This window comes from Pseudarthrobacter sp. NamE5 (assembly GCF_005796225.1).
GTDB lineage: Bacteria > Actinomycetota > Actinomycetes > Actinomycetales > Micrococcaceae > Arthrobacter.
Genome location: NZ_VAHO01000006.1, coordinates 145901 through 169144 on the forward strand (window position 1 = coordinate 145901; position 23244 = coordinate 169144).

Genomic DNA, 23244 nt, shown 5'->3' on the forward strand with positions numbered 1-23244 from the left:
TGATTTCCAGCCTGCGCCCTCCATGTCAGCAAGGTTAACCGGCTGCCACCGGTCCATACATGACGTCCATGTCCCAGCGCGTGAAGCCCAGCCGCCGGTAGAGGGCCACAGCGGGTGCATTGTCAGCGTCGGTGTACAGCATGACGGCGTGCAGCCCCAGTTCCTGGAGGTACTTGATGCCGGCTACCGTGAGTGCCTTGCCGAGGCCCATGCCCTGCGCTTCGGGTGCCACACCCACGGCGTAGACCTCCCCGATTGCGGGATGCGCGCCGTGCCGGGGATGCACCTTCGTCCAGTGAAAGCCAAGCACGCGTCCCTGCCCGTCCTCGGCGAGGAGGAAACCGGCAGGGTCGAACCAGTCCTCTGCCATCCGCGCCTCAAGGTCGGCACGGGTCAGGCTCCCTTGCTCGGGATGGTGGGCAAAAGCAGCCCGGTTCAGCTCCAGCCAGGCGTCCTCGTCGCGGCCGCGGACAAAGGCCCTCAGCGACACCCCCTCCGGCAGCATCACCTCGGGAAGGTCCGCACCCGCCGTCGTCAGCCTCATCTTCCACAGTTCCCGGATGGGCCCGAAGCCGTACCGGGCAGCGAGGTCGGCTGCAGCTTCATGATTGCCGTGGGACCAGGCCTTCAGCCCCGCCAGTCCCCGGCTCTCCTTGAGGGCGCCCACCAGGCGGTCCGCCACGCCCTGGTTCCGGTAGCTGGGGTGCACCGCGATTTCCAGCACTCCGGTGCCGTCCGGTGCTTCCACTACCACCGCGAACCCTGCGAGGTCCTGGCCGCTGACGGGGTCTGAGTCCTCGTCCGGGGCATACAGCGCCAGGGTCAGCAGCGAATGTTCGGCGCTGTCCCCGGCCCTCATGGTCACCAGGGTCTGCTCCGAAATGGAGGGGTTGCCGTCCGATTCCTCCGCAGCGGCCAGGAGATCCCGGCAGTCCTTCAGGAGCTGACGGTCAACACCGCCGCGTTCAGCATGGACAGGCCACTTCTCAGGGTGCGCTGGAGTCATGAGGCAAGGCTATACGGGAAGCCAGGCGGACGCTTCAGGCCTCGGTCAGCTCGTCCTCTTGCTGACGCACCAGGGTAAGGCGGTATCCCACGTTGCGCACGGTGCTGATGAGGTTCTCATGGTCCGCACCCAGCTTCGCGCGCAGGCGCCGGACGTGGACGTCCACCGTGCGGGTGCCGCCGTAATAGTCGTAGCCCCATACCTCGGTGAGCAGCTGCTGGCGGGTGAAAACGCGGCCCGGGTGCTGCGCCAGGTACTTCAGCAGCTCAAATTCCTTGAAGGTCAGGTTCAGCGGTGCACCGTTGACGCGGGCTGTGTAGCTCGCCTCGTCGATGATGACGCCGGCGGCGCGGATCTCCGTAGGTGTGTCCTCCTGCTCGGGGACGGCACGGGCAACGGAAAGCCTGATGCGGGCTTCCACTTCCGCTGGGCCGGCCGAATCCAGGACGATGTCGTCCACTGCCCAGGCGGAGGAAACGGCAGCCATGCCGCCTTCCGTAAGGATGAGGACCAGCGGGGCGCTCAGGCCGGTGGCCTTAAGGAGCTGGGTCAGTGAGCGGGCGCCCACCAGATCCTTGCGTGCGTCCAGCAGCACGATGTCGCAGGGATCAGTCTCCAGCAGCGCAGTGGGCTCGGCAGGGAGGATGTGGACCCGGTGGTTCAGCAATTCCAAGGCAGGCAGGATGTCTACCGAAGAGCCAGTGCTGTTCGTCAAGAGCAGGATGTGCGACATTGTTCCTCCAAGGGCCGTCCGCGCATCATTGGGCGACTGAACCGGATTCTCACCGGCCGGTACTGGCTTCCTGCTCCGGTTTCGGGCCACGGGTACAGCGCGGCCGGCCACCTTGGCAGGGAGCTTAGCTGAGCCTTGAGTATACCCGGCAGCGTGTCCTGGGCCACGGATCCGGCCCCGAAAAGGGTACGTTTTGCGACATATGCGGTTCACATAAGGCAGGATTGAAGCCAGGGCCCCGACGCCCTCCGGCGAAGGGCGGCCCCGCCTTTCCAGGTCGACGCCAGGATGGGATTGCAGCGCAGTGAGTGCAGAAACTAAGTCCAGGCCGGGTTCCGCATGACCGCGGAGCTGCAGGCGCCTGCCCGGTCTTTGGGCTCCTGGACCATTGGGGTTGTGGGGATGGCAGGCCTTGCCGCCATTGTTGCCGGGGTCTACACCTCCCGGGAGGTGCTGGTGACCCTGGCTGTGGCCATTGCCGCCGCCATCGGCTTCGGCTGGCCGCACTTCCTTCGGATTCCGGCCAAGAAGACCCTGGCCGCCGTAATTGCGCTGCCGGGTGCCGGGGCCGCAATCGCTGCCGGCTGGGCGCCCGCACCCGGATACCTGGACTGGACCCCCTCGTTCATTGCCCTGGGCATGATGGCGGTCTTTGTGGTGCAGCTGATCCGGGGTACCGGTCAGGCCCAGCGGCTGGAATCCACACTCGGGTGCTGCGCAGGGGTACTCCTAGCCTGCCTGGGTTCAGGATGGATAGCAGGTGCACGCTTCAACGGCGTCCGCGAGATGCTGCTCGTGGCGGCCATCAGCGCCGCGGCGGCCCTGCTTGCCGGGCTGATCCGCTGGCCGGACAGCATCGTGGCGCCCCTCAGCATCGTCATGGCGGGGTTGGCCGGGCCGCTGGCCGGGCTGGTCTTGTCGGACATAGCCGTCCTGCCGGCCGCCGTCTTCGGCTTGGTGGTGGGGGCAGTGCTGGCCAGCTTCCGCCGGTTGGCCACCCTCCGCGGGGCGCCCCTGAACATTCCTGCCGCCCTGAGCATGGGCCTTGCCCCTGTTGCAGCGGTGGGATCCCTTGCCTACTTCATAGACAAACTACTCATCTACTAACGGGTTAGGATGGCATCATGTCCGTACTTGCTTTTGAAATCTTCTTCCTTGTCCTGCTCGGCATCGCCAGCCTCGCCATGGCCTGGTTTGCCGGCTTTGTGGTCTACCGCCTCTTCAAGGGCCAGAAGTAGGCCGCTAATTTCCGGAGCTAGCCGTTAGCAGGGGTAATTGCTGTGCCCATTGAGATTCCAACAGATCTGACCCCGGAACTTGTTCCGCTTTCCTGGCTCATCGGTGAGTGGGAGGGCCGCGGCCGCCTTGGCAGCGGGGACGAGGACTCCGAGCATTTCATGCAGCACGTTTCCTTTACGCACAACGGGCTGCCCTACCTTCAGTACCGCGCGGAGAGCTGGCTGACCGACGACGACGGCACGCGCCTGCGGCCGCTCACCGTCGAGACCGGCTTCTGGGCGCTTGAGCGCAAGCAGCTTGATGCCGACGGCGGTCCCGGCCTGGTCCCCGCCGACATCGTTCCAGCGCTCAAGAGTGCGGACGAGGTGGAGGCGCTGCGCAACAGCGAGGGCGGCTTCGACATCTCGGTGTCCATTTCGCACCCGGGCGGAATTTCCGAGCTGTACTACGGGCAGATCAAAGGCCCGCAGATCCAGCTCACCACGGACATGGTGATGCGGGGCAGCCATTCCAAGGATTACAGTGCCGCCACCCGGATCTTCGGCCTGGTGGACGGCAACCTTTTGTGGCGCTGGGACGTAGCCGTGGGCGGCAAGGAAGGAAAAGGCCTGGAAGCGCACGCCTCGGCCTTCCTTAAAAGGGTGTCCTGACTCCTCCGGTCCTGCCGGCGACAATTGCAGGTCAAACCGGCCTTGCCGCGTAAACCCGGAATACTGCTGAGCCCCAAGGACTTCTACTGAATATGACTACTCCCAGTCCCCTTTTGTCGCGCCCTGGCGCCGTCGAAGCGGCCGGCGCGGACGCCGGCGTCGCCGCCCACTACGGTGAGCCCCTCCGTGAGCAGCGCGCCCTCGCGGCCGGAAGCGCCGTCGTCGACCTCTCCCACCGCGGCCTTGTCACCGTGGCCGGTCCGGACCGCCTAAGCTGGCTCAACACCCTCTCCTCTCAGCAGGTTGCCGGTCTCCGCCCGGCTGAGTCCAGCGAACTGCTCCTCCTGAGCGTCCAGGGCAGGATCGACTTTGACGCCCGCGTCATTGATGACGGCGGGACCACCTGGCTGATTGTCGAGGCCGCCGAGGCCGCACCCCTGGCAGAGTTCCTCAACAGGATGAAGTTCATGCTGCGGGTCGAAATCGCGGATGTCTCCGCAGACCGGGCGGTCATCGGCAGCACCAAGACTGTGCCGGAGTGGCAGGACCTGCTGTTTTGGCAGGACCCGTGGCCGCACGTGGGGGCAGGCGGGTACTCCTACGCGACTGTTCCCGAGGCAAGCCACCCCGGGCTGGAACGCCCTTGGTTCGAATACCTGGTGCCCGCCGCCGAACTGGAGCAGAGGGTGGCGGAGCGCCCGCTCGCGGGAACGCTTGCGGCGGAAGCGCTGCGGGTGGCTGCCTGGCGGCCAAGGATCGGTGCCGAGACGGACGACAAGACCATTCCGCACGAACTGGACCTCCTCCGCACAGCCGTCCACCTGGCCAAGGGCTGTTACAAGGGGCAGGAAACCATCGCACGCGTCCACAACCTCGGGCACCCGCCCCGCCGCCTCGTCTTCCTGCAGCTGGACGGCTCGCAGCACACGCTGCCCCAGGCCGGAAGTCCGGTCCTGCTGGGGGAGCGGAAGGTAGGAACGGTCACCTCCGTGGCCCAGCACTACGAGATGGGCCCGGTTGCCCTGGCAGTCATAAAGCGATCCGTCGGCCCGGGTGAAATACTGACGGTCCTGGACGGTGATGAGCCTTATCCTGCCGCCCAGGAAATCATCGTTGCCCCTGACGCCGGCCAGGTCGTGGGGCGCCAGACCGGATTCCTCAAGGGGCCACGCACATGACCGAGAACACCGCCAATCCAACGGCAGGGCCCGACGACGAGACGCTGGCCCTGGCGGAGACGCTCTTCCAGGCTGCCAGGGAGGGGAATACCGCGCTGCTGGGTGCCTATCTCGACGCCGGGGCTCCCGCCACCCTGACAAACGCCGCCGGGGACTCGCTTCTGATGCTGGCCGCCTACCATGGCCATGCCGGGACCGTTCAGCTGCTGCTGCAGCATGGCGCTGACGCCGGCGGCACCAACGACCGGGGCCAGACTCCGCTGGCCGGGGCCGCGTTCAAGGGCTACCCTGACGTGGCCCGCGTCCTGCTGGACGCCGGGGCCGATCCTGACGCCGGTACCCCGTCCGCCCGGGCCGCCGCCCAAATGTTCGCCCGCAAGGAGATCCTCGATCTCCTGGGCTAGTTTCGCCGGGTTCCGCCCGGCAGCCGACAACCCATCAAGGATGACCGGGTGGAAAACGTAGCAAAGCCCTGGCCGGCCCTGTGGTCGCTGGTGATCGGCTTCTTCATGATCCTGCTGGACACCAACATCGTGGCCGTGGCGAACCCACGGATCATGGAAGCCCTCCGCGCGGACATCAACTCGGTGATCTGGGTGACCAGCGCCTACCTCCTGGCCTACGCCGTCCCCCTGCTGGTCACAGGCAGGCTGGGAGACCGCTTCGGACCCAAGAAGCTCTACCTCACGGGCCTGGTGGTATTCACCCTCGCTTCGCTGTGGTGTGGGCTGTCCTCAAACGTTGAAACGCTCATCGCGGCGCGGGTGCTGCAGGGTCTCGGAGCCGCGATCATGACGCCACAGACCATGGCGGTCATTACCCGAATTTTCCCGCCGGACCGACGGGGTGCGGCGATGTCCATCTGGGGTGCCACTGCCGGCATGGCCACCCTGGTGGGCCCCATCCTGGGCGGCCTGCTGGTGGACGGTCTTGGCTGGCAGTGGATCTTCTTCATCAACCTGCCCATCGGCGTCGCAGGCTTCGTCCTGGTGCTGCGGAACGTCCCTAGCCTCAGCACCCACCCACACAGGTTCGACATCCCCGGCGTCGTGCTCAGCGCCGTCGGACTGTTCCTGCTCGTCTTCGGAATCCAGGAAGGCGAGACGTACAACTGGGGCACCATCGCCGGGCCGGTCAGCGTGTGGGGACTCATTATTGCCGGGGTCGCCGTGCTGGCCGCGTTCGTGCTGTGGCAGCGGTTCAACAGGGGCGAGCCACTCCTGCCGCTGGGACTGTTCCGGGACCGGAACTTTTCCCTCGCCAACATCGGGATCACAGCGGTGGGCTTCACCGTGACCGCCTTCAGCCTGCCGCTGATCTTCTACTACCAGATGGTCCGCGGCCTTACCCCCACTCAGTCCGCGCTCCTGATGGTGCCCATGGCGCTGATCTCCGGCGGGCTGGCGCCGGTGGTCGGGAAGATCGTGGACCGGGTCAACCCCAAGTACCTGGCGGCGGGCGGCCTGGTACTTATGGCAGCGGCGCTGGTGTGGAATTCCGTCCTCATGCAGCCGGGCACGCCCATCCTGATGTTCCTGTTGCCGAGTGCCGTCCTTGGCTTTGCAAACGCCGGGATCTGGGCTCCCCTGAGCACCACCGCAACCAGGAACCTGCCGCCGCGTCAGGCCGGAGCAGGTTCCGGCGTCTACAACACCACCCGCCAGTTTGGCGCAGTGCTGGGCAGCGCCGCCATCGCCGTGCTCATCCAGGCACGGCTGGCTGCGGAGCTGCCGGCGGGCGGACCGGCGGGAGCAGCGGGTGAAGGGATGGCCCTGACAGGCTCCCTGCCGGAGGCCCTGCACAGCGGATTTTCGACGGCGATGGGCCAGTCGATCCTGCTGCCCGCTGCAGTGGTACTGGCGGGGGCCGCGGTGGCCCTGTTCTTCGCTAAACCCCAGCCCGTTGCCGGCTGGGGCGGGCGCGGCGAAGCCGCCCCGTCCGGTAAGGCGCTGTCAACCAAGGTGGACGCTGGTCTGGATTCCGCCGGCTGACAATCCCAGCTTCCGGGCCAGCGCCAGCGAGCCGGTATTGCTGACGTCGGTCCGCCACTGCAGGGTCAGCCCTGCAGTCAGTGCTTCATGGGCGGCGATGGATGCAGCAAGTGTTCCCAGGCCCCGCCGCCGCCACTCCGGATCCACCAGGACACCCAGGTGGGCCAGCAGCCCTTCCCACTCCGCATACGCCCCGCACGCCAGCGGCACCCTGCGGCCGTCAATCTCGTGGACAACCGTGTAGCGGTTCTCCAGGTCCGACAAGCCAACCTCGTTGACGTCATCGGGCGGGCAGCGGCTTTCAAGCTCGATCGCCTCCGGGTTCCCGTGGGAGACGGTCATGTCCTTTGCCGGCTGCTTGACGGGCAGGTCATCCGCGAAGAAGAGTGCCGCAGCGCCCAGTCCGTGGCCGCCATGGGACCGGGTGAGGGTCAGGAGCGTGACGTGCTGCGCCATCTCCTCATCCGGGATGTTTGCAGCGGCGTCGATGATCCACTGCGGACCCACCAGGGCAGAGCTTCCGAACAGCCGGATGAACTCCACGGTGCGTACTGACTCGTCGGCACGCACGATCCGTTGTCCGCTCGCCAGTGCTGAGCTGAAAGCGTTGTCCTCCAGGCCCAGGCGCCGTGCCCAGGCAAGCTGGATGATGGCGGCGGAACCGGGATCCAGTGTCATGCTCCCAGCCTAGGACGGACAGCAGGCCCAGCCGAACAGGACACCACGGCCAGGCAGGACTGCTCAGCCAAACAGGACGGCGGCTTCGTCGTAGCGCTTCTGCGGGACGGTCTTGAGCTGGCCGAGTGCTGCCTGGAAACCAACATGCTCGATGTCCGTGCCTTTGAGCGCCACCATGGTGCCCCAATAGCCCTCCACCACGGAGTCGATGGCTGCCATGCCAAGCCGGGTGGCGAGGACCCGGTCGAAGGCGGAGGGGACGCCGCCGCGCTGGATGTGGCCCAGGATGGTGGCGCGTGTTTCGATGCCGGTCCGGGCTTCGAGCTCGGGGGCGAGCTGGTCTGCGATGCCGCCGAGGCGGGGGCGGCCAAAGGTGTCTAGCCCGCGTTCGGAGTGGGGGGTTTCCATATGTTCCGGAACAAAGCCTTCGGCCACGACAACCAGCGGTGCGCGGCCGCGGGCGTGGGCTTCCTTCACCCACTCGGTGATCTGCTCGATGCTGACCTTCTGCTCAGGGATGAGGATGGCGTGGGCTCCTGCTGCCATGCCTGCGTGCAGGGCGATCCAGCCGACGTGCCGGCCCATGACTTCGGCGATCATGCAGCGGTGGTGGGACTCGCCGGTGGTGCGGAGCCGGTCGATGGCTTCGGTGGCGATCTGGACGGCGGTGTCGAAGCCGAAGGTGTAGTCGGTGGCGTCGAGGTCGTTGTCCACGGTCTTGGGAACACCGACGATCTTCAGCCCGGCGTCGGTGAGGCGCTTGGCGGCGGCCAGGGTTCCTTCACCGCCGATGGCGATGATGGCATCGATGCCCAGGCGGTCCATGTGGGCCTTGATGACCTCGGGGCCGCCGCCGTTTTCGAAGGGGTTGGTGCGGGAGGTGCCGAGGATGGTGCCGCCCTGCTTTGCGATGCCGCGGACCATGGTCCGGGGGATGTCGATGATGTCGCCCTCAACAACGCCGCGCCATCCGTCGAGGAAACCGACGAATTCGTGGCCGTGGATAGCTATGCCTTTGAGTACGGCGCCGCGGATCACGGCGTTCAATCCGGGGCAGTCGCCACCGCTGGTAAGGATTCCAATTTTCATGTCTCGCTCAAATCCTGGGGAGAGGGTATACAGGCAGAGCGCCACGCTGAGCTCACATAGAGTCTAGTGCGGTGTGTGCGGTACGACACAAACCGGTTACACAAGGGCCCCGCTCCAGGCAGCAGGAGCGGGGCCCTTGTCCAGACGGCCTTGTGAGGAAGTTTACGGGCGGTTCAGGGCCCGCCGTTCAAGGAAGGACTGCAGCGGAATAACGTTCCGCTGGTCCGGCAGGATGGCCCAGGCGAGGAGGTAAAAGACGAAGGCCGGGCCGGGGAGGAGGCAAAAGAGGAGGAACGCGATGCGGACGTAGGCCACGTCCACGTTGAGCTTCGCTGCGATTCCGCCGAGCACGCCCCCAAGGATGCGTTGCGGTCCGCGTTTCAGGCCCATGCCCCTGACGATGCTGAAGAACTTGTCCATGGCTTAAGACTTCCCTGTTGTGGTGCCGTTGTCACGTTTCCGGGCCGAGAGGAGACCCCCGACCACCAGTGCCGCGCCTGCCCCGATCATGAGCCCGATCAGGACGTAGGTCCCGTTCAGGGTGACGATGCCCAGTTGCGCGATGATGATCAGCGCGGCGAGGGCCAGGACTATCAGGCCCCAGACGATGGTTCCCACCCGCGCCCCGGAAGGCTGGGCAGGGAAGTCGCCTCCCGCCGTCGTGCTTCCCGGAGCGTAGGGGTCCGGTGCCGGTGTTTGGCTGCTCATGTCAGTTACCTTCCTGGATGGTGACGTTGCTGACGGTGCCGTTAATCTGGATCACCAGGTGGCTGCCGGGCTTGTCGGTGTTGTAGCTGCTTTCGCGGGTGGTGATGCCTCCGCGCTGGTCCCCGCGTTCGTTCAGGTTGCCGAGGGTCATGTCTGCCCTGACCTCCACGGGCACGTCATCCGGGATGAGCACCGTGACGTTGCTGGCCGTGACGTCCAGCGGGACGCGAACTTCCGATTCAAGCGGGGCCTCCAGGGCCAGTTCCGTCAGGTCAACGGTTCCGCTGCCGGCGGTGATGTCGAACCCGTCGCTTGCCTGCTGGATGCTCGTGGGTGTCCAGTCAAAGTCCTGGAACCGGACGCGCTCGCCATTGTTGCCCACCACGTTGAAGATTCCTCCCGTGATAAGGGCTGCCACTGCGAAGAATGAGAGGATGCCCGATGTCCTGCCGCGAAGGCCGAGGAGGACGATGCCAATGCCGAGGACGGCTGCGGCGCTGGCCCATGCGATGGCGTTGGCTGAATCGCCGAGGTCGATGATGTTCGTGAGGTCCAGCGCCTTCAGCCCCGCGCCCACCAACAGGGCGCTGCCGGCGGCGATGGCGACGGCGGGGGCCCCGGGACCGGTTGGCCGCACCTTGGGTGCGGGCGGAGGAACAGGCGATGGGCTGCTGCCACCGTATCCTCCGGTGCCCCATCCCGAACCGCCGGACCCGCTGGTTCCGTACGGATTGCCGCTGAACGGGCCGCTGCCTGCGATATCCGAATAGGGCGGAGTTGTTGGACCGGTGGTGCCGGTTGAGTAGGCGGCGGTGGTGCCGGACGCGGCTGCACCCTGCGGGGTTCCTGCAGCGGTTTTGTTCCGCTGGACCAGGTAGTAGATCAGGTAGATGGCGCCGCCGACCCAGAACACGGTCCACAGGAAGGGTCCGAAGCCGTGATTGTTCCAGCCCCAGAAGCCGTTGCCCAGGCCGCTGAATCCGAGCACCACGGTGATCAGGGAACCCGTCATGCCGCTGGTCCATCGGCCTGCGCCGGCTTCCTGGACATGAATCCTGCCGTCGGGCTCGGGCAGGAAGGCCCAGGCCAGGCCGTAGAAAAGCACGCCGATGCCGGCGAAGAGGGCAAGGATGATGAAGACGCCGCGGACAATCAGCGGATCGATTCCCATGCGCTGCGCGATTCCGTTGGAGACGCCGCCCACCCAGCGGTCCTGGCCGCGGGTGATTCCCTGGCTGCGCACCCAGGTGAAGAAATCCGTTTGCTGGTTTGGCGCGCCAGGGTAGGAGTAGCTTCCGGCGGCCGGGCCGTCCTGCACCGGGGGAATCCGGGGTGGCGGATCGTTCGGGCCGGGATCCTGCCGCCGTGGTTCACTTGCTGATTCGCTCGTTGATCCATGAGTGGAGTCCTGCGATGACGCAGACTGCGGTGGTGGCGGCAGCAGGGGCTCAGTGCGGTTTTCCCGGCTGGAAAGGGGCTCTGTTGGGTTTTCGTTTTCCCGGTTGGCGGGGGGTTCCGTGGGCGTGCTGTCGTTCGGGGTGGGAGTGTGCGGGTTCATGCTTCGATCCTTCCGTTCGCGGTACAGCGCCCTCTACTGGGGGACACCCTGAACTGTCCCTGAGAGGCCCCCGGTTCAGGCTTAAAGCGCGTTCAGAAAACCCTGATCCGTGCTTGGATTGATTCATGACATCCGCCCCGGAACGCCCGCCGCTGGTCCGCCGCAGCGACCGGTTCATTGCGGGCGTTTGCTCCGGCCTGGCCGTGCATCTTGGGCTGCCGGTGAACACCGTACGCCTGGTGATGGTGCTTGCGTCCTTCGCCGGTGGTGTAGGCGTCGTCTTTTACGCCTGGCTGTGGATCATGGTTCCCACCGCGTATGAAAACGCGCGGCGGCAGGGGCGCCGGCCGGCGTCGCCCATTGCTCCCGCCGTGAGCGGTGCGCCATTGACGGCCGCGGGGCTGCCCTCCGAAGCCCACCCTGGTGGCGAGGCCGGCCAGGGGCCAAGGGGACGAGCCGACGCAGGCAGGGGCACCGCCCAGGCGGGCGGCGGCACTGCCTCCGGCGGAGCCGGCGGGCCCGGCGGTGACGGACCGGCTGTGGAAGCGGCACGTTCGCCATGGTTGCGGCTCCAGGACATGCGGTACGGGAAGGAGATCCTGCTCGGCGTTGCGCTGCTGCTGGTGGCGGGCATCCTGACTGTGCAGTTGCTGGGCGTGGACGTCCCCTTGGAAACCCTGATTCCGGCGGCTGCTGTTCTTGGTGGTGCATCCATAGCCTGGATGCAGCTCGATGAGACCCGGCGCGCAGGCCTCGTGGACAAGACCAAAGCTGACCAGGCCGGCGGTTGGGCACGGCTCGCGGCCGGGCTGGCGCTGGTAGTGGCCGGCGTGCTGGTCATGGTGTCCGGCTCCGGTTCATGGGAACAGACCTGGCTGGCGTTGCTGGCGTCCGTCGCCGTTCTTGGCGGGGTGGTGCTGGTCCTGCTCCCGTGGGGGCTGAAGTTCTGGCGGGACCTGGAGGCTGAGCGGGCCGGCCGCATCCGGGAAACCGAGCGCGCGGAGATCGCCGCGCACCTTCACGATTCGGTGCTCCAGACACTTGCACTGATCCAACGGCGCGCGGCCAACGAACACGACGTCGTCCGCCTCGCCCGCGCGCAGGAACGGGAACTCCGGAGCTGGCTGTTCGATGACCCCGGCAAGGATGCCGGGCAGTTGTCAGACCGGATCAAGGCCGTGGCCGCGGAGGTGGAGGACCTGCTGGGCAACGCGGTGGAGGTGGTCAGCGTGGGGGATACCGCCGTCACCGAGGGCCACGAGGCCTTGATCCAGGCCAGCCGCGAGGCCATGCTCAATGCCTCCCGCCACGGCGGAGGCACGGTGTCGGTGTACCTGGAGGTATCCGGTGCGCGGGCGGAAGTCTTCATCAAGGACCGCGGCCCGGGCTTCGAACTGCTGCACGTCCCGGAAGACCGGCTGGGCGTGCGGGAATCCATCATCGGCCGGATGAACCGGCACGGCGGCAGTGCCACCATCACCAGCACCAGCGACGGTACGGAAGTGCGGCTGAGCTTCCCGGCTGCGCAGGCGGAGAAGTTTCCGCCGGTGCAGCCAGACAGGGTGCAGCCGGCCACTACGGAAGGAAGACCATGAATTCGATGCAGGGAACCGGCAACGGGACGCCCGGGGCCGGAAGGCCTGTCCGCGTGGTGCTCGTGGATGACCACGCGATCTTCCGCTCCGGGTTGAAAGCTGACTTGCACCCTAGCATCAAGGTGGTGGGCGAGGCAGCAACGGTGGAGCACGCCATCGCCGTGATTGCCCAGGAACGGCCGGATGTGGTGCTGCTGGACGTGCACCTGCCAGGCGGCCTGGGCGGCGGCGGCAGGGAAGTCATCGCCGGCTCGGCTGCCCTGTTGTCCAGCACGCGTTTCCTCGCCCTCAGTGTCTCGGATTCGGCAGAGGACGTTGTGGCCGTGATCCGGGCCGGGGCCCGGGGCTACGTCACCAAGACCATCAGCGGAGCGGAGATTACTGACGCCGTCTACCGGGTTGCCGGGGGAGACGCCGTCTTTTCACCGCGGCTGGCAGGCTTTGTTTTGGACGCGTTCGGCACGGCTCCGGCTGACATCGCTGACGACGAACTGGACAAGCTCTCCGCCCGGGAACTGGAGGTCATGCGCCTCATCGCGCGCGGCTACAGCTACAAGGAAGTGGCCAAGGAGCTGTTCATCAGCATCAAGACGGTGGAAACGCACGTCTCGGCGGTCCTGCGGAAGCTGCAGCTCTCCAGCCGGCACGAGCTCACCAAGTGGGCCGCGGAGCGCCGCCTCCTTTAACCCGCCCCCGGACGCTCTCTCACTTGATGCGTGGTTTTTCCCAAACGCTCTTGCACTTGGTGTTGCTTAATCCCAAACGCTCTATCACTTGATGCGCCTTAAACCGGAACGCTCTATCACTTCCCTGAAGCAGAGTGATAGAGCGTCCGGGTTTTTCCCGCGTTAAGTGAGAGAGGGTCCTACTGGGCCTTGCCCAGGAAGTCCTGCAGCCGCTGCACGCCGGTGGCCAGGTCGTCGTCGCCCAGGGCGTAGGAGAGGCGCAGGAAGCCGGAGGGGCCGAAGGCCTCACCGGGAACCACTGCCACCTCAACCTCGTCGAGGATCAGGGCGGCAAGCTCGGCTGAGGTCTGCGGCGTCGCGGTGCCGGACGCCGTCGGGAATTCCTTGCCCAGCAAGGCGCGCACGTCCGCGTACACGTAGAAGGCGCCCTTCGGCGTCGGGCATTCGACTCCGTCGATGGCGTTCAGCCCGGCGACGATGGCCTTGCGACGGCGGTCGAACGCCACTTTCATCTCGTCCACAGCGGTCAGCGGGCCGGACACCGCCGCGAGGGCAGCAACCTGCATGATGTTGGAGACGTTCGACGTGGCGTGGGACTGGAGGTTGGTGGCGGCCTTGATGACGTCGGCCGGGCCGATCATCCAGCCGACGCGCCAGCCGGTCATGGCGTATGTCTTGGCCACGCCGTTGAGGATGACTACCTTGTCGCCCAGTTCCGGGGCGGCGGTGGCGATGGAGGTGAACGGAACGCCGTCGTAGGTGAGGTGCTCGTAGATCTCGTCGGTGACTACCCACAGGCCTTTGGACGCGGCCCACTGGCCAATCTCTGCCACCTGCTCAGGAGAATAGACAGAACCGGTGGGGTTGGACGGCGAGACGAACAGCAGGATCTTCGTCTTCTCGGTGACGGCCGCCTCAAGCTGGTCAACCGTCACCAGGTAGTCCTGTTCGGGACCGGCGAAGACCTCAACGGGGACACCGCCTGCGAGCCGGATGGCCTCGGGGTAGGTAGTCCAGAACGGGGTGGGCACGATGACCTCGTCGCCCGGATCCACCAGGGTGGCGAACGTGTTGTAGACCGCCTGCTTGCCGCCGTTGGTGACCAGGACCTGGGCGGGATCGACGGCGTAGCCCGAGTCCCGCAGGGTTTTCTCGGCAATGGCCTTCTTCAGCTCCGGAAGCCCGCCGGCAGGGGAGTAGCGGTGGTACTTCGGCTGGCCTGCCGCTTCAATGGCTGCCCGGACAATGTAGTCGGGAGTGGGAAAGTCCGGCTCACCCGCACCGAAACCAATAACCGGCCGCCCCGCTGCCTTCAGCGCCTTCGCCTTGGCATCAACGGCAAGGGTGGCGGATTCGGCAATTGCGGATATGCGCTGGGAAACGCGGGCGGCAGACATGGCAGGTCCGTTCTTCGCTGTGCAGCCTGGCGGCTGGAATGTGGGATTCGACGAGTTCTACTCTATGCTGTTCACCGGGCCCTCCGGGTTGCCGGATTTGAATTGTGACTGGGTGCCAGTCCACCTCAGGCCGGGCAGCGGGGAGGGTCCGGAAACGGGCTGGTTCGACGAACGCGAAGTTGTTGCGTAGACTGGTTCACCGGTGTTGAAACACGGATGATGGCGTGCGCCCCAGTAACAGGCTGGTGTTCGTTGTAAAACGTGGAATTCACACCATAGGGTAGTGGCGCAATTGGTAGCGCAGCGGTCTCCAAAACCGCAGGTTGCAGGTTCGAGTCCTGTCTGCCCTGCGCAAGCTGCCCCGGGCAAAAATCCGGGGCAAGCGCAGCAACCATGGTTCTGATCAGGGCCGGGTAATCCAACATTGCAAGAATGAGCGAGGACCAGGTGACCGAAACAGCTGCCAGCAGCTCCAAGGGCCGCCCAGCTAAGAAGGACGCCAAGGCAAACTTCTTCGCCCGCATTGCACTCTTCATCCGCCAGATCATCGGCGAACTGAAGAAAGTTGTTGCACCAACCCGCAAGGAACTGATCAATTACACGCTCGTGGTGCTGGTGTTCGTGGGCATCATGATGGTTATCGTCAGCCTGCTGGACATCGGATTCGGAACCGCCGTCGGCTGGATCTTCGGCGGAACCGGCACCACGGACAGCTGAGGCTGCACGGTCCGCAGGCTGCGTGTTCCTTCCGGGAAGCCGGAGGGAAACACCAGTGTGCGGAATTGAGCCATTTAAATAGGCATGTTAGGCAATGAGGAAGCAGGAGACCAAGTGTCTGAGCAGGAGCTCGAGGTAACCGAGGCCGGGCTGGAAGAGTCCGCGGACATCACGGCAGAAGCCGGTGACGAGTCTGGGGTTGAGTCCTCCGTGCCCGAATCCGCTGACGCCGATTCCGACTTCGACGCAGAGGCCGGCGACGACTCCGGGGAGGAGTCCACGGACGCCCTCTCCGCTGCCGCCGCCAAGGCAGACGTGGATCCCGCCGAGGAGTTCAAGGCCAAGCTGCGCCGCCAGGAAGGTGACTGGTACGTCATCCACTCCTACGCCGGCTACGAAAACCGCGTGAAGGCCAACCTGGAAACCCGCATCCAGACCCTGGACATGGAAGACTACATCTTCGAAATCCAGGTCCCTATGGAAGAAGTCGTTGAGATCAAGAACGCTCAGCGCAAGGTCATTAACCGCGTCCGCATCCCGGGCTACGTGCTGGTGCGGATGGACCTGACGGACGCCTCGTGGGGCGCCGTCCGCCACACCCCCGGTGTGACCGGCTTCGTGGGCAACGCCCACAATCCCGTGCCGCTGCGCCTTGATGAAGTCTTCTCCATGCTCGCCCCGGTATTCGAGGAAGAGCAGGCCGAAAAGGGCAAGCCGGTCAACAAGCAGAACCAGGCTCCCGTGGCCGTCGACTTCGAAGTTGGCGAGTCCGTCATCGTCAAGGAAGGCCCGTTCGAGACCCTTCCCGCCACGATCTCCGAGATCAAGCCCGAGTCCCAAACCCTCGTGGTGCTGGTCTCCATCTTCGAGCGCGAAACGCCCGTCACCCTGGCGTTCAACCAGGTCACCAAGATCTGACAACCCCAAGAATTCGTCCCGGCGCTGCCCGCTTAGCGGTACCGGAACGGCCGGCCGCCTTGCCATGGCGGCCAAAAACCTGAGGCACGCTCCTGTGCCCCAGGACGTTATTGAGAGAAGGACCCTACATTGGCTCCCAAGAAGAAGGTCACCGGCCTCATCAAGCTGCAGATCCAGGCAGGTGCCGCTAACCCGGCTCCGCCGATCGGTCCTGCGCTTGGCCAGCACGGTGTCAACATCATGGAATTCTGCAAGGCGTACAACGCTGCGACGGAAGCCCAGCGCGGAAACGTCATCCCCGTGGAAATCACCGTCTATGAGGACCGTTCCTTCACGTTCATCACCAAGACCCCGCCGGCTGCAGAGCTGATCAAGAAGGCTGCAGGCGTTGCCAAGGGTTCGGCTACCCCACACACCGTCAAGGTTGCCAAGCTGACCCAGGCCCAGGTCAACGAGATTGCTTCCACCAAGATGGAAGACCTTAACGCCACCAGCCTCGAAGGCGCAGCGAAGATCATCGCCGGCACCGCCCGCTCCATGGGCATCACCGTCGAGGGCTAGTTGCCCCCGCAGCCTTCCGTGTTCGTGAAATCACGACGACGGGCGGCACCGCCGGGACAACCGGCACCACATAAATTGAAATGTTGGGCATTCGGCACGGATAACGGGCCGGAGCACCAACTGTGGCAGGGCCCAGCGCGGTCCGCAGACCACAACTGCACAAGGAGAAATAAGCAGCATGGCAAAGCGCAGCAAAGCATATGAGGCAGCAGCCGCCAAGATCGACGCGGGGAAGTTTTACGCGCCGTTCGAGGCAATAACCCTCGCCAAGGACACCAACCCGTCCAAGTTCGACGCCACGGTTGAGGTTGCCTTCCGCCTCGGCGTCGACCCCCGTAAGGCTGACCAGATGGTCCGCGGCACGGTCAACCTGCCCCACGGCACCGGTAAGACCGCCCGCGTCCTGGTTTTCGCTACGGGTGACAAGGCAGAGGCAGCAATCGCTGCCGGCGCCGACTTCGTTGGTTCCGACGATCTGATCGAAAAGATCGCCGGTGGCTGGACCGATTTCGACGCCGCCGTCGCCACCCCTGACCTCATGGGCAAGGTTGGCCGCCTCGGTAAGGTCCTGGGTCCGCGTAACCTGATGCCGAACCCGAAGACGGGCACCGTGACCCCCGACGTCGCCAAGGCCGTCAACGACATCAAGGGTGGAAAGATCGACTTCCGCGTCGACAAGCACTCCAACCTGCACTTCATCATCGGCAAGGTTTCCTTCGACGCCAACAAGCTGGCCGAGAACTACGCAGCAGCACTGGAAGAGGTTCTCCGCCTGAAGCCGTCCGCTGCAAAGGGCCGCTACATCCAGAAGGCTACTGTCGCCACCACGTTCGGTCCCGGCATTTCCGTTGACCCGAACGTCACCAAGGTTCTGATCGAGGCCTAAGTCCTCGTGTAAGCAACCGCCGCGGACCCGTCCGCAGCAGGAAAGACCGCCCGGCCTGTGCCGGGCGGTCTTTCCTTTAACCCGGTAGAAGCTATCCCGGAAAGACTGTTCCTGCCTAAGCTGTACAAGTGGCCGAACCGGAGCCGGGTGCCTCCACAGGCAAGCCCGCTGCCCTGACGATCTCCGCCGTCGCCGTCTTCAATCATTTCGACGGCGGCGCGCTCCCAGGCAGGGGCGCAGTGCCATTTTCTGCCGCCCCCACAGCCGACTTCAGGCTGTGCCATAAGATGCGGGTGGCACACGAACTGGCCCTGTGGGGCACCATGGACAGGTGCCGCACGCTGCAGGAGGCCGCGGAGTACTGGCGGGGCAACGACTACGAGGAACGGCAACTGTACCTTGCCCGGCTGGGCCGCGAGCCTGTAGGCATGTGCTCGGTGACCCTCCCGCTGCATGAGAACACGCACACTGCCGGCATCGATGTCCTCGTCGCCCCCGCCCACCGGCGGCAGGGCATTGGCCGGATACTGCTGGCGCACGCTGAAACCGTAGCCCGGAAACGCGGCAGGACCTCTTTGGACGGCTACCACGAGATCCCAATGCAAGGCGCGGACGGGGCCCTGATGGAAGCGAAATCAGGGGCTGGCGGCCTGCCGCTCCATCACCCAGCCGTCGCCTTCGCTTCCGCCAACGGATATGAGCTGGAGCAGGTGGAGCGCTCCAGCAGGCTTGACCTTCCTGTCCCCGCCGAACTGCTGGAGCGACTGGAGGCCGAGGCCCGGGTGCGGGCAGGGGACTACCGGATCATCGGCTGGGGCGACAGCTGTCCCGACCACCTCCTGGACGCCTATGCGGAGCTCAAGGCCAGGATGAGCACCGATGTCCCCACTGCCGGCCTTGACTGGGAGCTCGAGGACTGGGACGCGGCCCGGGTCCGCGAAGAGGAGGCGAGCTTGGCCCGGGGCGGTGTGCAGACAGTGGTGGCGGCCGCCCTGCACAGTACCACCGGGGAGCTGGTTGCTTATACGGTCCTGAACTGGCGGCCGGAGGTTCCGGCGTCCATCGCCCAGCAGGACACACTCGTGGCGGCGGAGCACCGCGGACACCGGCTGGGCATGCTCACCAAAGTCGCCAATCTTCGGCAGGCCCAGGAACGATGGCCGTCGGCACGCTGTGTTTTGACATGGAATGCCACCGAAAACCAACATATGCTGGCCATAAATGTTGCCCTTGGATTCAGGCCCGCTGGCCTTGAAGGCGAATGGCAGAAACGGCTGGGATGATGCGCCTATGGGACAAGACGTCAAGATCGAGCAGCTGTGGATCCCTGATTCACTTGAGGCACCCGATGCCGCGGACTTCCTTGCCGCCGTCGAGGTGGGGCGCAAGGTACGGATGCATACGTGGGGGAGCGACGACCTCGCTTACGGCCCGCAGGAAAAGCTCCTTGAATTCGCGGACCCGTATGAGCGGCAGCTGATCCTCGTGGCCAAGGTGGACGGGGAGATTGTGGGCACGGTGGACATCGCCCTTCCCCTTACCGACAATCTGGACCTCGCGGAGTTCACCCTCGACATCCTGCCGGAATTCCAGCGCCAGGGCGTCGGCAGGCGCCTGCTCCAGGCCGCGGAACAGCTGGCCCGTGCGGAAGGCCGGACGATGATCCTCGTGGACACCAACCACCCGGGCGCCTCGCTGCACGAATTTGAGCGGGCCCAGCTTGTCCCTGGTTCCGGCCAGGGGTTCGTGCCGCTGGAGAGCCGTGAGGTGGAGTTCGCGCAAAAGACCGGATACACCCTGCAGCACATCGAACAGTTCAGCTCCTGCACCTTGCCGCTGGATACCAAGCTGGTGGCGGACCTGCAGGCCGAGGCGGAGGAGGCCAACAACGGCCGGTACCGGCTGCACCACTGGACGGACCGCTGCCCGGACCGCTGGCTCGAGGCAGTCGCGGCCCTCGAGAACCAGGCGGGGGCCGACGTCGACCCCTCCTTGCAGGCGCCGGTTGAGCAGGACATGGTGTTCGACGGCGACATCCTGCGGGAGGCCGAAGACGTCGCGATCGCACAGGGCAGGCGAACGGTGGTCACCGCCGTCGAACACCTCGCCACAGGGGCCCTCGTGGGACTGACCACGATCACGGTGCTGGCCCACCGCACCGACGTTGTATTCCAGGACGACACGCTGGTCCTGCAGGAGCACCGCGGGAACAAGCTGGGACTGCTGATTAAGGTGGCCAACATGGAACGGCTCAGCGAGCAGTTCCCAGATGCCAGGGTCATCTACACCTGGAATGCGCCCGAGAACCGGTACCTCCTGACGGTGAACAAACAACTGGGCTTCCAGACGGCCGGGGTCACCGGAATCTGGCAAAAGGAGCTCCCGCGGCTTCGCGCCAGCACCAGCTGATGCACCGATTTGGCGGACAGTGGGCCCTCCCGTAGACTTGAACTACCAAAGACCGTCGGTTGTTGGAAACCCACTCTCCTGATCATGGCTCAACTCTGCAGTTGTGCTCGGGAGACCGAAGTGGTTTTCCGGACGAAGGACCCTCAACGCAGGGCGGCCAACGCAGGTGAACGAAGCATAGCTCCATGTAATTATTCATGTTGAGCCAAGCCCCGTGCATCTGCGCGGGGCGTTTTTAGTTTTAGCTCATCCGAGCGGGGACCGTCGAATACCGGCACTATCCCCGGAAGGAGGGTTATGGCAACGCCTACTAAGGTTTCAGCAGTAGCTGAAATCACTAACGATTTCAAGGAATCGAACGCCGCTGTCCTGACCGAATACCGCGGGCTCACCGTTGCACAGCTCAAGCAGCTGCGTGTTTCTCTCGGCCAGGACACCAAGTTCGCGGTCGTCAAGAACACCCTGACCGCCATTGCAGCCAAGGAAGCCGGTGTCGAAGCATTCGACGGCCAGCTTGCCGGCCCCACTGCAATTGCGTTCATCAAGGGTGACGCAGTTGCCGCTGCCAAGAGCCTGACGGATTTTGCCAAGGCCAACAAGCAGCTGGTCATCAAGACCGGTTACTTCGAGGGCAAGGCTCTGGACGCCACCGAGGTCGCCGCACTGGCTGCCCTCGAGTCCCGCGAGCTGCAGCTCGCCAAGGTTGCAGGCGTCCTCAAGGCACCCGCCGCCGCAGCTGCACGCATCATCGACGCACTGCGCCTCAAGCTTGAAGAAGAGAACGGTGCACCGGCAGCTGCCGAGGCTCCCGCCGCTGAAGAAGCTCCCGCCGCTGAAGCCGAAGCTGCCGCTGAAGCTCCCGCAGCCGAAGAGAACTGATTCTCTTTACCCCACAAGACTCAGGTGTGCTGCCCGGCCCCGTGCCGCTGGACACCACAACAGGAAGGACGCCTACCATGGCGAAGCTCAGCAACGAAGAGCTCATTGAAGCTTTCAAGGAACTGACCATCATCGAGCTCTCCGAGTTCGTCAAGCTCTTCGAAGAGACCTTCGAAGTTACCGCTGCTGCTGTTGCAGTTGCCGGCCCCGCCGGTGGCGGAGCTGCTGAAGAGGTTGAAGAGAAGACCGACTTCGACGTCATCCTCGAAGCTGCCGGCGACAAGAAGATCGCAGTGATCAAGGAAGTCCGCGCCATCACCTCCCTGGGCCTCAAGGAAGCCAAGGACCTGGTTGACAGCGCACCGAAGGCTGTCCTCGAAGGCGCCAACAAGGAAGCTGCCGAGAAGGCCAAGGAGCAGCTCGAGGCTGCAGGCGCCACCGTTACCCTCAAGTAACAGCGCTTTATTCCTTCGAAAGCCCCGTCCACGTTTGTGGGCGGGGCTTTTGCTTTAACAGCGGCTGCCTGGAAGCGGCTAGGCGGGGTCGCTGATGTCCGCAACCACGGCCCCCAACGCTGAGGTGAGAGTATCGGCGTCAACGAACGCGCTGTAGCCGTGGGCACCGGCGCCCATGGAGATCCGCCGGCCTGTGATGGTGGCGTCCGCATAGACCGGCCAGCTGGTGGTACTGCCCAGGGGCGTGATGGTTCCCCGCTCGTAGCCCGTGGCATCGAGCGCCACGTTGGCTGGCGGCAGCGACAGCTTGTTGACGCCCACCAGGGCCCGGAGCTTGGGCCACGAGATCTGGCGGTCACCCGGGATCAGCGCGAACAGGAATGTGCCGTCCTTGTGCTTGACCACCAGGGACTTGACGATATCGGCCGGGGTGATGCCCAGGATGCCGGCGGCTTCGGCCAGGCTCCTGGCGGCAGGCCTTTTGACTACGTCCACCTGGAGACCACGGGCGGCGGCGTCGGCCAGGAAACGTTCCCGCCCGACGCCGTCCGTTCCCTCCGTTGCTGCACCCGCCATTAGTCGCGGTACAGCAGGAGTGCCTCGCCCTGCCCGCCGCCGCCGCACAGGGACACAGCGGCCTTCCCGGTTCCGCGCCGCTTGAGTTCGTGCGCTGCATGCACGGCCAGGCGTGCCCCCGACGCCCCAATCGGATGGCCCAGAGCGATGGCACCGCCGTGGATGTTGCATTGTTCCAGCGGGTAGTCGAGGTCCTTGAGGGACTGCACGGCCACGGACCCGAAGGCTTCGTTGATTTCGATGAAGTCCAGGTCAGCCGTGGTCCAGCCCGCCCGGCCCAGCGCGTTCATGATCGCGTTGGAAGGCTGGGAATGCAGCGAGTTATCCGGGCCCGCAACCTGTCCCGGCTTTCCCACCACTGCCAGGTATTCCAGTCCGTGCTCTTCGGCGTAACCGCGCGACGCGAGCACCAGGGCGGCTGCTCCGTCGGACAGCGGGGATGAGTTGCCGGCGGTGATGGTGCCGTCCGTGACGAAGGCTGCGCGCAGGCCGGCCAGCGATTCAACGGAGGCATTTGGGCGGACGCCCTCGTCGGTGTCCACAACGATGGGATCGCCCTTGCGCTGCTTGACGCTGACGGGGACGATCTCGTCGTCGAAGGTTCCATTCTTGGCTGCCAGCGCCGCGCGCTGGTGCGACTGGGCGGCCACGTTGTCCTGCGATGTGCGGTCAATGCCCAGGGTAAGGTTGCGCGTTTCGGTGGACAGGCCCATCGACTGGCCGTCAAAAGCGTCGGTGAGGCCGTCATGCGCGGCGGCATCCAGGGCCTGGATGGACCCGTAGGTCCAGCCCTGCCGCGAACCGGGAAGGAGGTGCGGCGCCCGGGTCATGGACTCCTGACCGCCCGCCACGACAACCGCAACCTCGCCGCCACGGATCATCCTTGCCGCATCAATGACGGCCGTCAGCCCGGAGAGGCACACCTTGTTCACCGTCACGGCAGGGACATTCCAGCCGATTCCGGCGGCGATGGAACTCTGCCGGGCAGGATTCTGGCCAGCCCCGGCCTGCAGGACCTGGCCCATAATCACTGCCTCAACATCGGCAGCATCGACGCCGCTGGCGGCCAGCGCGGCCTTGATGGCATGTGCGCCAAGGTCCACCGCCGTGAAGCTGGCCAGCTGGCCATTGATGCGCCCGGTAGGAGTCCGCGCGCCCGCAAGGATGACAACGTCGCTGTTGCCTGGAGAGTTGCCCATGGTTATCTCTTCCGCTCTGATCCGATGTAAGCCACCAAGGCTATCGTGACCCTGGTCACCTAACTATTCAAACGCACGGGCTGCCTTGAGCATTCCGGGGAAGATCAAGGGGAGAGGTCCCCATCATCCGGGAAGG

Annotated in this window: 25 protein-coding genes and 1 tRNA gene; 16 read left to right on the forward strand and 10 right to left on the reverse strand. The window is 65.2% G+C overall.

Annotated features, from left to right (window positions below; translation table 11 throughout):
* Positions 1 to 34: 34 nt before the first annotated feature.
* Together mshD and FDW84_RS09735 are read right to left on the reverse strand one after the other, a co-directional pair.
* Positions 35 to 1006, reverse strand: coding sequence for a mycothiol synthase (gene mshD / locus FDW84_RS09730; protein ID WP_138608912.1), 972 nt, complete (start codon positions 1004 to 1006; stop codon positions 35 to 37).
* Between the two features lie 34 nt (positions 1007 to 1040).
* Positions 1041 to 1739, reverse strand: coding sequence for a winged helix-turn-helix transcriptional regulator (locus FDW84_RS09735; RefSeq protein WP_138608913.1), 699 nt, complete (start codon positions 1737 to 1739; stop codon positions 1041 to 1043).
* A gap of 339 nt (positions 1740 to 2078) precedes the next feature.
* Here FDW84_RS09735 and FDW84_RS09740 point away from each other — a divergent pair, with 339 nt between their 5' ends.
* The 5 genes from FDW84_RS09740 (at position 2079) to FDW84_RS09760 (ending at position 6797) form a co-directional block, all read left to right on the forward strand.
* On the forward strand, positions 2079 to 2846 hold the full coding sequence (locus FDW84_RS09740; RefSeq protein WP_138608915.1) for a permease: 768 nt from the start codon (positions 2079 to 2081) through the stop codon (positions 2844 to 2846).
* A 173-nt stretch (positions 2847 to 3019) separates the two neighbouring features.
* A complete protein-coding gene (locus FDW84_RS09745; protein WP_138608917.1) occupies positions 3020 to 3628 on the forward strand; it encodes a nitrobindin family protein in 609 nt (202 codons plus the stop codon).
* A gap of 92 nt (positions 3629 to 3720) precedes the next feature.
* A complete protein-coding gene (locus FDW84_RS09750; protein WP_171046738.1) occupies positions 3721 to 4806 on the forward strand; it encodes a CAF17-like 4Fe-4S cluster assembly/insertion protein YgfZ in 1086 nt (361 codons plus the stop codon).
* Positions 4803 to 5210 (forward strand): ankyrin repeat domain-containing protein, encoded by a 408-nt coding sequence (locus FDW84_RS09755; protein WP_138608919.1) that lies wholly within the window; start codon positions 4803 to 4805, stop codon positions 5208 to 5210. The genes FDW84_RS09750 and FDW84_RS09755 overlap by 4 nt, the downstream gene beginning before the upstream one ends.
* 48 nt (positions 5211 to 5258) lie before the next feature.
* A complete protein-coding gene (locus FDW84_RS09760) occupies positions 5259 to 6797 on the forward strand; it encodes a DHA2 family efflux MFS transporter permease subunit (RefSeq protein ID WP_138608921.1) in 1539 nt (512 codons plus the stop codon).
* On the opposite strand, the gene FDW84_RS09765 is transcribed toward FDW84_RS09760, so the two are convergent.
* The 5 genes from FDW84_RS09765 to FDW84_RS09785 all read right to left on the reverse strand — a co-directional run bounded on the left by FDW84_RS09765 (position 6759) and on the right by FDW84_RS09785 (position 10830).
* Positions 6759 to 7475, reverse strand: coding sequence for a GNAT family N-acetyltransferase (locus tag FDW84_RS09765; RefSeq protein ID WP_138608922.1), 717 nt, complete (start codon positions 7473 to 7475; stop codon positions 6759 to 6761). The two genes, FDW84_RS09760 and FDW84_RS09765, sit on opposite strands and share 39 nt — an antisense overlap.
* Positions 7476 to 7538: 63 nt before the next feature.
* Entirely contained in the window at positions 7539 to 8564 is a 1026-nt protein-coding gene (locus FDW84_RS09770; RefSeq protein WP_138608925.1) for an ATP-dependent 6-phosphofructokinase, read from the reverse strand.
* 162 nt (positions 8565 to 8726) lie between these two features.
* Positions 8727 to 8984, reverse strand: a complete 258-nt coding sequence (locus FDW84_RS09775; protein ID WP_138608927.1) for a PspC domain-containing protein — start codon at positions 8982 to 8984, stop codon at positions 8727 to 8729.
* Between the two features lie 3 nt (positions 8985 to 8987).
* On the reverse strand, positions 8988 to 9272 hold the full coding sequence (locus FDW84_RS09780) for a hypothetical protein (protein ID WP_138608929.1): 285 nt from the start codon (positions 9270 to 9272) through the stop codon (positions 8988 to 8990).
* A 1-nt stretch (position 9273) separates the two neighbouring features.
* A complete protein-coding gene (locus tag FDW84_RS09785) occupies positions 9274 to 10830 on the reverse strand; it encodes a PspC domain-containing protein (RefSeq protein ID WP_138608931.1) in 1557 nt (518 codons plus the stop codon).
* 125 nt (positions 10831 to 10955) lie between these two features.
* Here FDW84_RS09785 and FDW84_RS09790 point away from each other — a divergent pair, with 125 nt between their 5' ends.
* Together FDW84_RS09790 and FDW84_RS09795 are read left to right on the forward strand one after the other, a co-directional pair.
* On the forward strand, positions 10956 to 12425 hold the full coding sequence (locus FDW84_RS09790; protein ID WP_138608933.1) for an ATP-binding protein: 1470 nt from the start codon (positions 10956 to 10958) through the stop codon (positions 12423 to 12425).
* The gene (locus FDW84_RS09795) at positions 12422 to 13111 is read left to right on the forward strand and encodes a LuxR C-terminal-related transcriptional regulator (protein WP_171046739.1); all 690 of its coding nucleotides are present in this window, start codon (positions 12422 to 12424) and stop codon (positions 13109 to 13111) included. Before FDW84_RS09790 ends, FDW84_RS09795 begins: the two co-directional genes overlap by 4 nt.
* Before the next feature lie 179 nt (positions 13112 to 13290).
* Here the strand turns inward: FDW84_RS09795 and FDW84_RS09800 are convergent, their stop codons facing one another.
* Positions 13291 to 14508 carry a pyridoxal phosphate-dependent aminotransferase gene (locus tag FDW84_RS09800; protein ID WP_138608935.1) on the reverse strand — a complete coding sequence of 406 codons (1218 nt, stop codon included), beginning with the start codon at positions 14506 to 14508 and terminating at the stop codon, positions 13291 to 13293.
* Between the two features lie 277 nt (positions 14509 to 14785).
* Here FDW84_RS09800 and FDW84_RS09805 point away from each other — a divergent pair.
* The 9 genes from FDW84_RS09805 to rplL all read left to right on the forward strand — a co-directional run bounded on the left by FDW84_RS09805 (position 14786) and on the right by rplL (position 21333).
* Positions 14786 to 14858, forward strand: a tRNA-Trp gene (locus tag FDW84_RS09805).
* Between the two features lie 82 nt (positions 14859 to 14940).
* Positions 14941 to 15225, forward strand: coding sequence for a preprotein translocase subunit SecE (gene secE / locus FDW84_RS09810; RefSeq protein ID WP_138133147.1), 285 nt, complete (start codon positions 14941 to 14943; stop codon positions 15223 to 15225).
* Between the two features lie 114 nt (positions 15226 to 15339).
* Complete coding sequence (gene nusG / locus FDW84_RS09815; protein WP_138608936.1) at positions 15340 to 16143, forward strand: transcription termination/antitermination protein NusG; 804 nt, start codon at positions 15340 to 15342, stop codon at positions 16141 to 16143.
* Positions 16144 to 16272: 129 nt separating this feature from the next.
* Positions 16273 to 16704 carry a 50S ribosomal protein L11 gene (gene rplK, locus FDW84_RS09820; protein WP_003803853.1) on the forward strand — a complete coding sequence of 144 codons (432 nt, stop codon included), beginning with the start codon at positions 16273 to 16275 and terminating at the stop codon, positions 16702 to 16704.
* Between the two features lie 178 nt (positions 16705 to 16882).
* Positions 16883 to 17590 carry a 50S ribosomal protein L1 gene (rplA, locus tag FDW84_RS09825; RefSeq protein ID WP_138608938.1) on the forward strand — a complete coding sequence of 236 codons (708 nt, stop codon included), beginning with the start codon at positions 16883 to 16885 and terminating at the stop codon, positions 17588 to 17590.
* A gap of 128 nt (positions 17591 to 17718) precedes the next feature.
* Positions 17719 to 18873: a GNAT family N-acetyltransferase gene (locus tag FDW84_RS09830; protein ID WP_240721467.1), complete on the forward strand. Its 1155-nt coding sequence runs from the start codon at positions 17719 to 17721 to the stop codon at positions 18871 to 18873.
* 7 nt (positions 18874 to 18880) lie between these two features.
* On the forward strand, positions 18881 to 19999 hold the full coding sequence (locus FDW84_RS09835) for a GNAT family N-acetyltransferase (protein ID WP_138608940.1): 1119 nt from the start codon (positions 18881 to 18883) through the stop codon (positions 19997 to 19999).
* Between the two features lie 297 nt (positions 20000 to 20296).
* Positions 20297 to 20878, forward strand: coding sequence for a 50S ribosomal protein L10 (gene rplJ, locus FDW84_RS09840; protein WP_018769122.1), 582 nt, complete (start codon positions 20297 to 20299; stop codon positions 20876 to 20878).
* Between the two features lie 77 nt (positions 20879 to 20955).
* Entirely contained in the window at positions 20956 to 21333 is a 378-nt protein-coding gene (gene rplL, locus FDW84_RS09845; RefSeq protein WP_138133151.1) for a 50S ribosomal protein L7/L12, read from the forward strand.
* Positions 21334 to 21411: 78 nt separating this feature from the next.
* Here rplL and FDW84_RS09850 read toward each other — a convergent pair whose 3' ends face one another.
* Positions 21412 to 21909: an aminoacyl-tRNA deacylase gene (locus FDW84_RS09850; protein WP_138608943.1), complete on the reverse strand. Its 498-nt coding sequence runs from the start codon at positions 21907 to 21909 to the stop codon at positions 21412 to 21414.
* Complete coding sequence (locus tag FDW84_RS09855) at positions 21909 to 23108, reverse strand: acetyl-CoA C-acetyltransferase (RefSeq protein WP_138608947.1); 1200 nt, start codon at positions 23106 to 23108, stop codon at positions 21909 to 21911. The genes FDW84_RS09850 and FDW84_RS09855 overlap by 1 nt, the downstream gene beginning before the upstream one ends.
* Positions 23109 to 23244: the final 136 nt, after the last annotated feature.

Coding starts and splice junctions, on each gene's coding strand:
- mshD (WP_138608912.1), bottom strand. CDS start 1,006: ATGACTCCAGCGCACCCTGAGAAGTGGCCTGTCCATGCTGAACGCGGC.
- FDW84_RS09735 (WP_138608913.1), bottom strand. CDS start 1,739: ATGTCGCACATCCTGCTCTTGACGAACAGCACTGGCTCTTCGGTAGAC.
- FDW84_RS09740 (WP_138608915.1), top strand. CDS start 2,079: ATGACCGCGGAGCTGCAGGCGCCTGCCCGGTCTTTGGGCTCCTGGACC.
- FDW84_RS09750 (WP_171046738.1), top strand. CDS start 3,721: ATGACTACTCCCAGTCCCCTTTTGTCGCGCCCTGGCGCCGTCGAAGCG.
- FDW84_RS09755 (WP_138608919.1), top strand. CDS start 4,803: ATGACCGAGAACACCGCCAATCCAACGGCAGGGCCCGACGACGAGACG.
- FDW84_RS09765 (WP_138608922.1), bottom strand. CDS start 7,475: ATGACACTGGATCCCGGTTCCGCCGCCATCATCCAGCTTGCCTGGGCA.
- FDW84_RS09770 (WP_138608925.1), bottom strand. CDS start 8,564: ATGAAAATTGGAATCCTTACCAGCGGTGGCGACTGCCCCGGATTGAAC.
- FDW84_RS09775 (WP_138608927.1), bottom strand. CDS start 8,984: ATGGACAAGTTCTTCAGCATCGTCAGGGGCATGGGCCTGAAACGCGGA.
- FDW84_RS09780 (WP_138608929.1), bottom strand. CDS start 9,272: ATGAGCAGCCAAACACCGGCACCGGACCCCTACGCTCCGGGAAGCACG.
- FDW84_RS09785 (WP_138608931.1), bottom strand. CDS start 10,830: ATGAACCCGCACACTCCCACCCCGAACGACAGCACGCCCACGGAACCC.
- FDW84_RS09790 (WP_138608933.1), top strand. CDS start 10,956: ATGACATCCGCCCCGGAACGCCCGCCGCTGGTCCGCCGCAGCGACCGG.
- FDW84_RS09795 (WP_171046739.1), top strand. CDS start 12,422: ATGAATTCGATGCAGGGAACCGGCAACGGGACGCCCGGGGCCGGAAGG.
- FDW84_RS09800 (WP_138608935.1), bottom strand. CDS start 14,508: ATGTCTGCCGCCCGCGTTTCCCAGCGCATATCCGCAATTGCCGAATCC.
- secE (WP_138133147.1), top strand. CDS start 14,941: ATGAGCGAGGACCAGGTGACCGAAACAGCTGCCAGCAGCTCCAAGGGC.
- rplA (WP_138608938.1), top strand. CDS start 16,883: ATGGCAAAGCGCAGCAAAGCATATGAGGCAGCAGCCGCCAAGATCGAC.
- FDW84_RS09835 (WP_138608940.1), top strand. CDS start 18,881: ATGGGACAAGACGTCAAGATCGAGCAGCTGTGGATCCCTGATTCACTT.
- rplJ (WP_018769122.1), top strand. CDS start 20,297: ATGGCAACGCCTACTAAGGTTTCAGCAGTAGCTGAAATCACTAACGAT.
- rplL (WP_138133151.1), top strand. CDS start 20,956: ATGGCGAAGCTCAGCAACGAAGAGCTCATTGAAGCTTTCAAGGAACTG.
- FDW84_RS09850 (WP_138608943.1), bottom strand. CDS start 21,909: ATGGCGGGTGCAGCAACGGAGGGAACGGACGGCGTCGGGCGGGAACGT.
- FDW84_RS09855 (WP_138608947.1), bottom strand. CDS start 23,108: ATGGGCAACTCTCCAGGCAACAGCGACGTTGTCATCCTTGCGGGCGCG.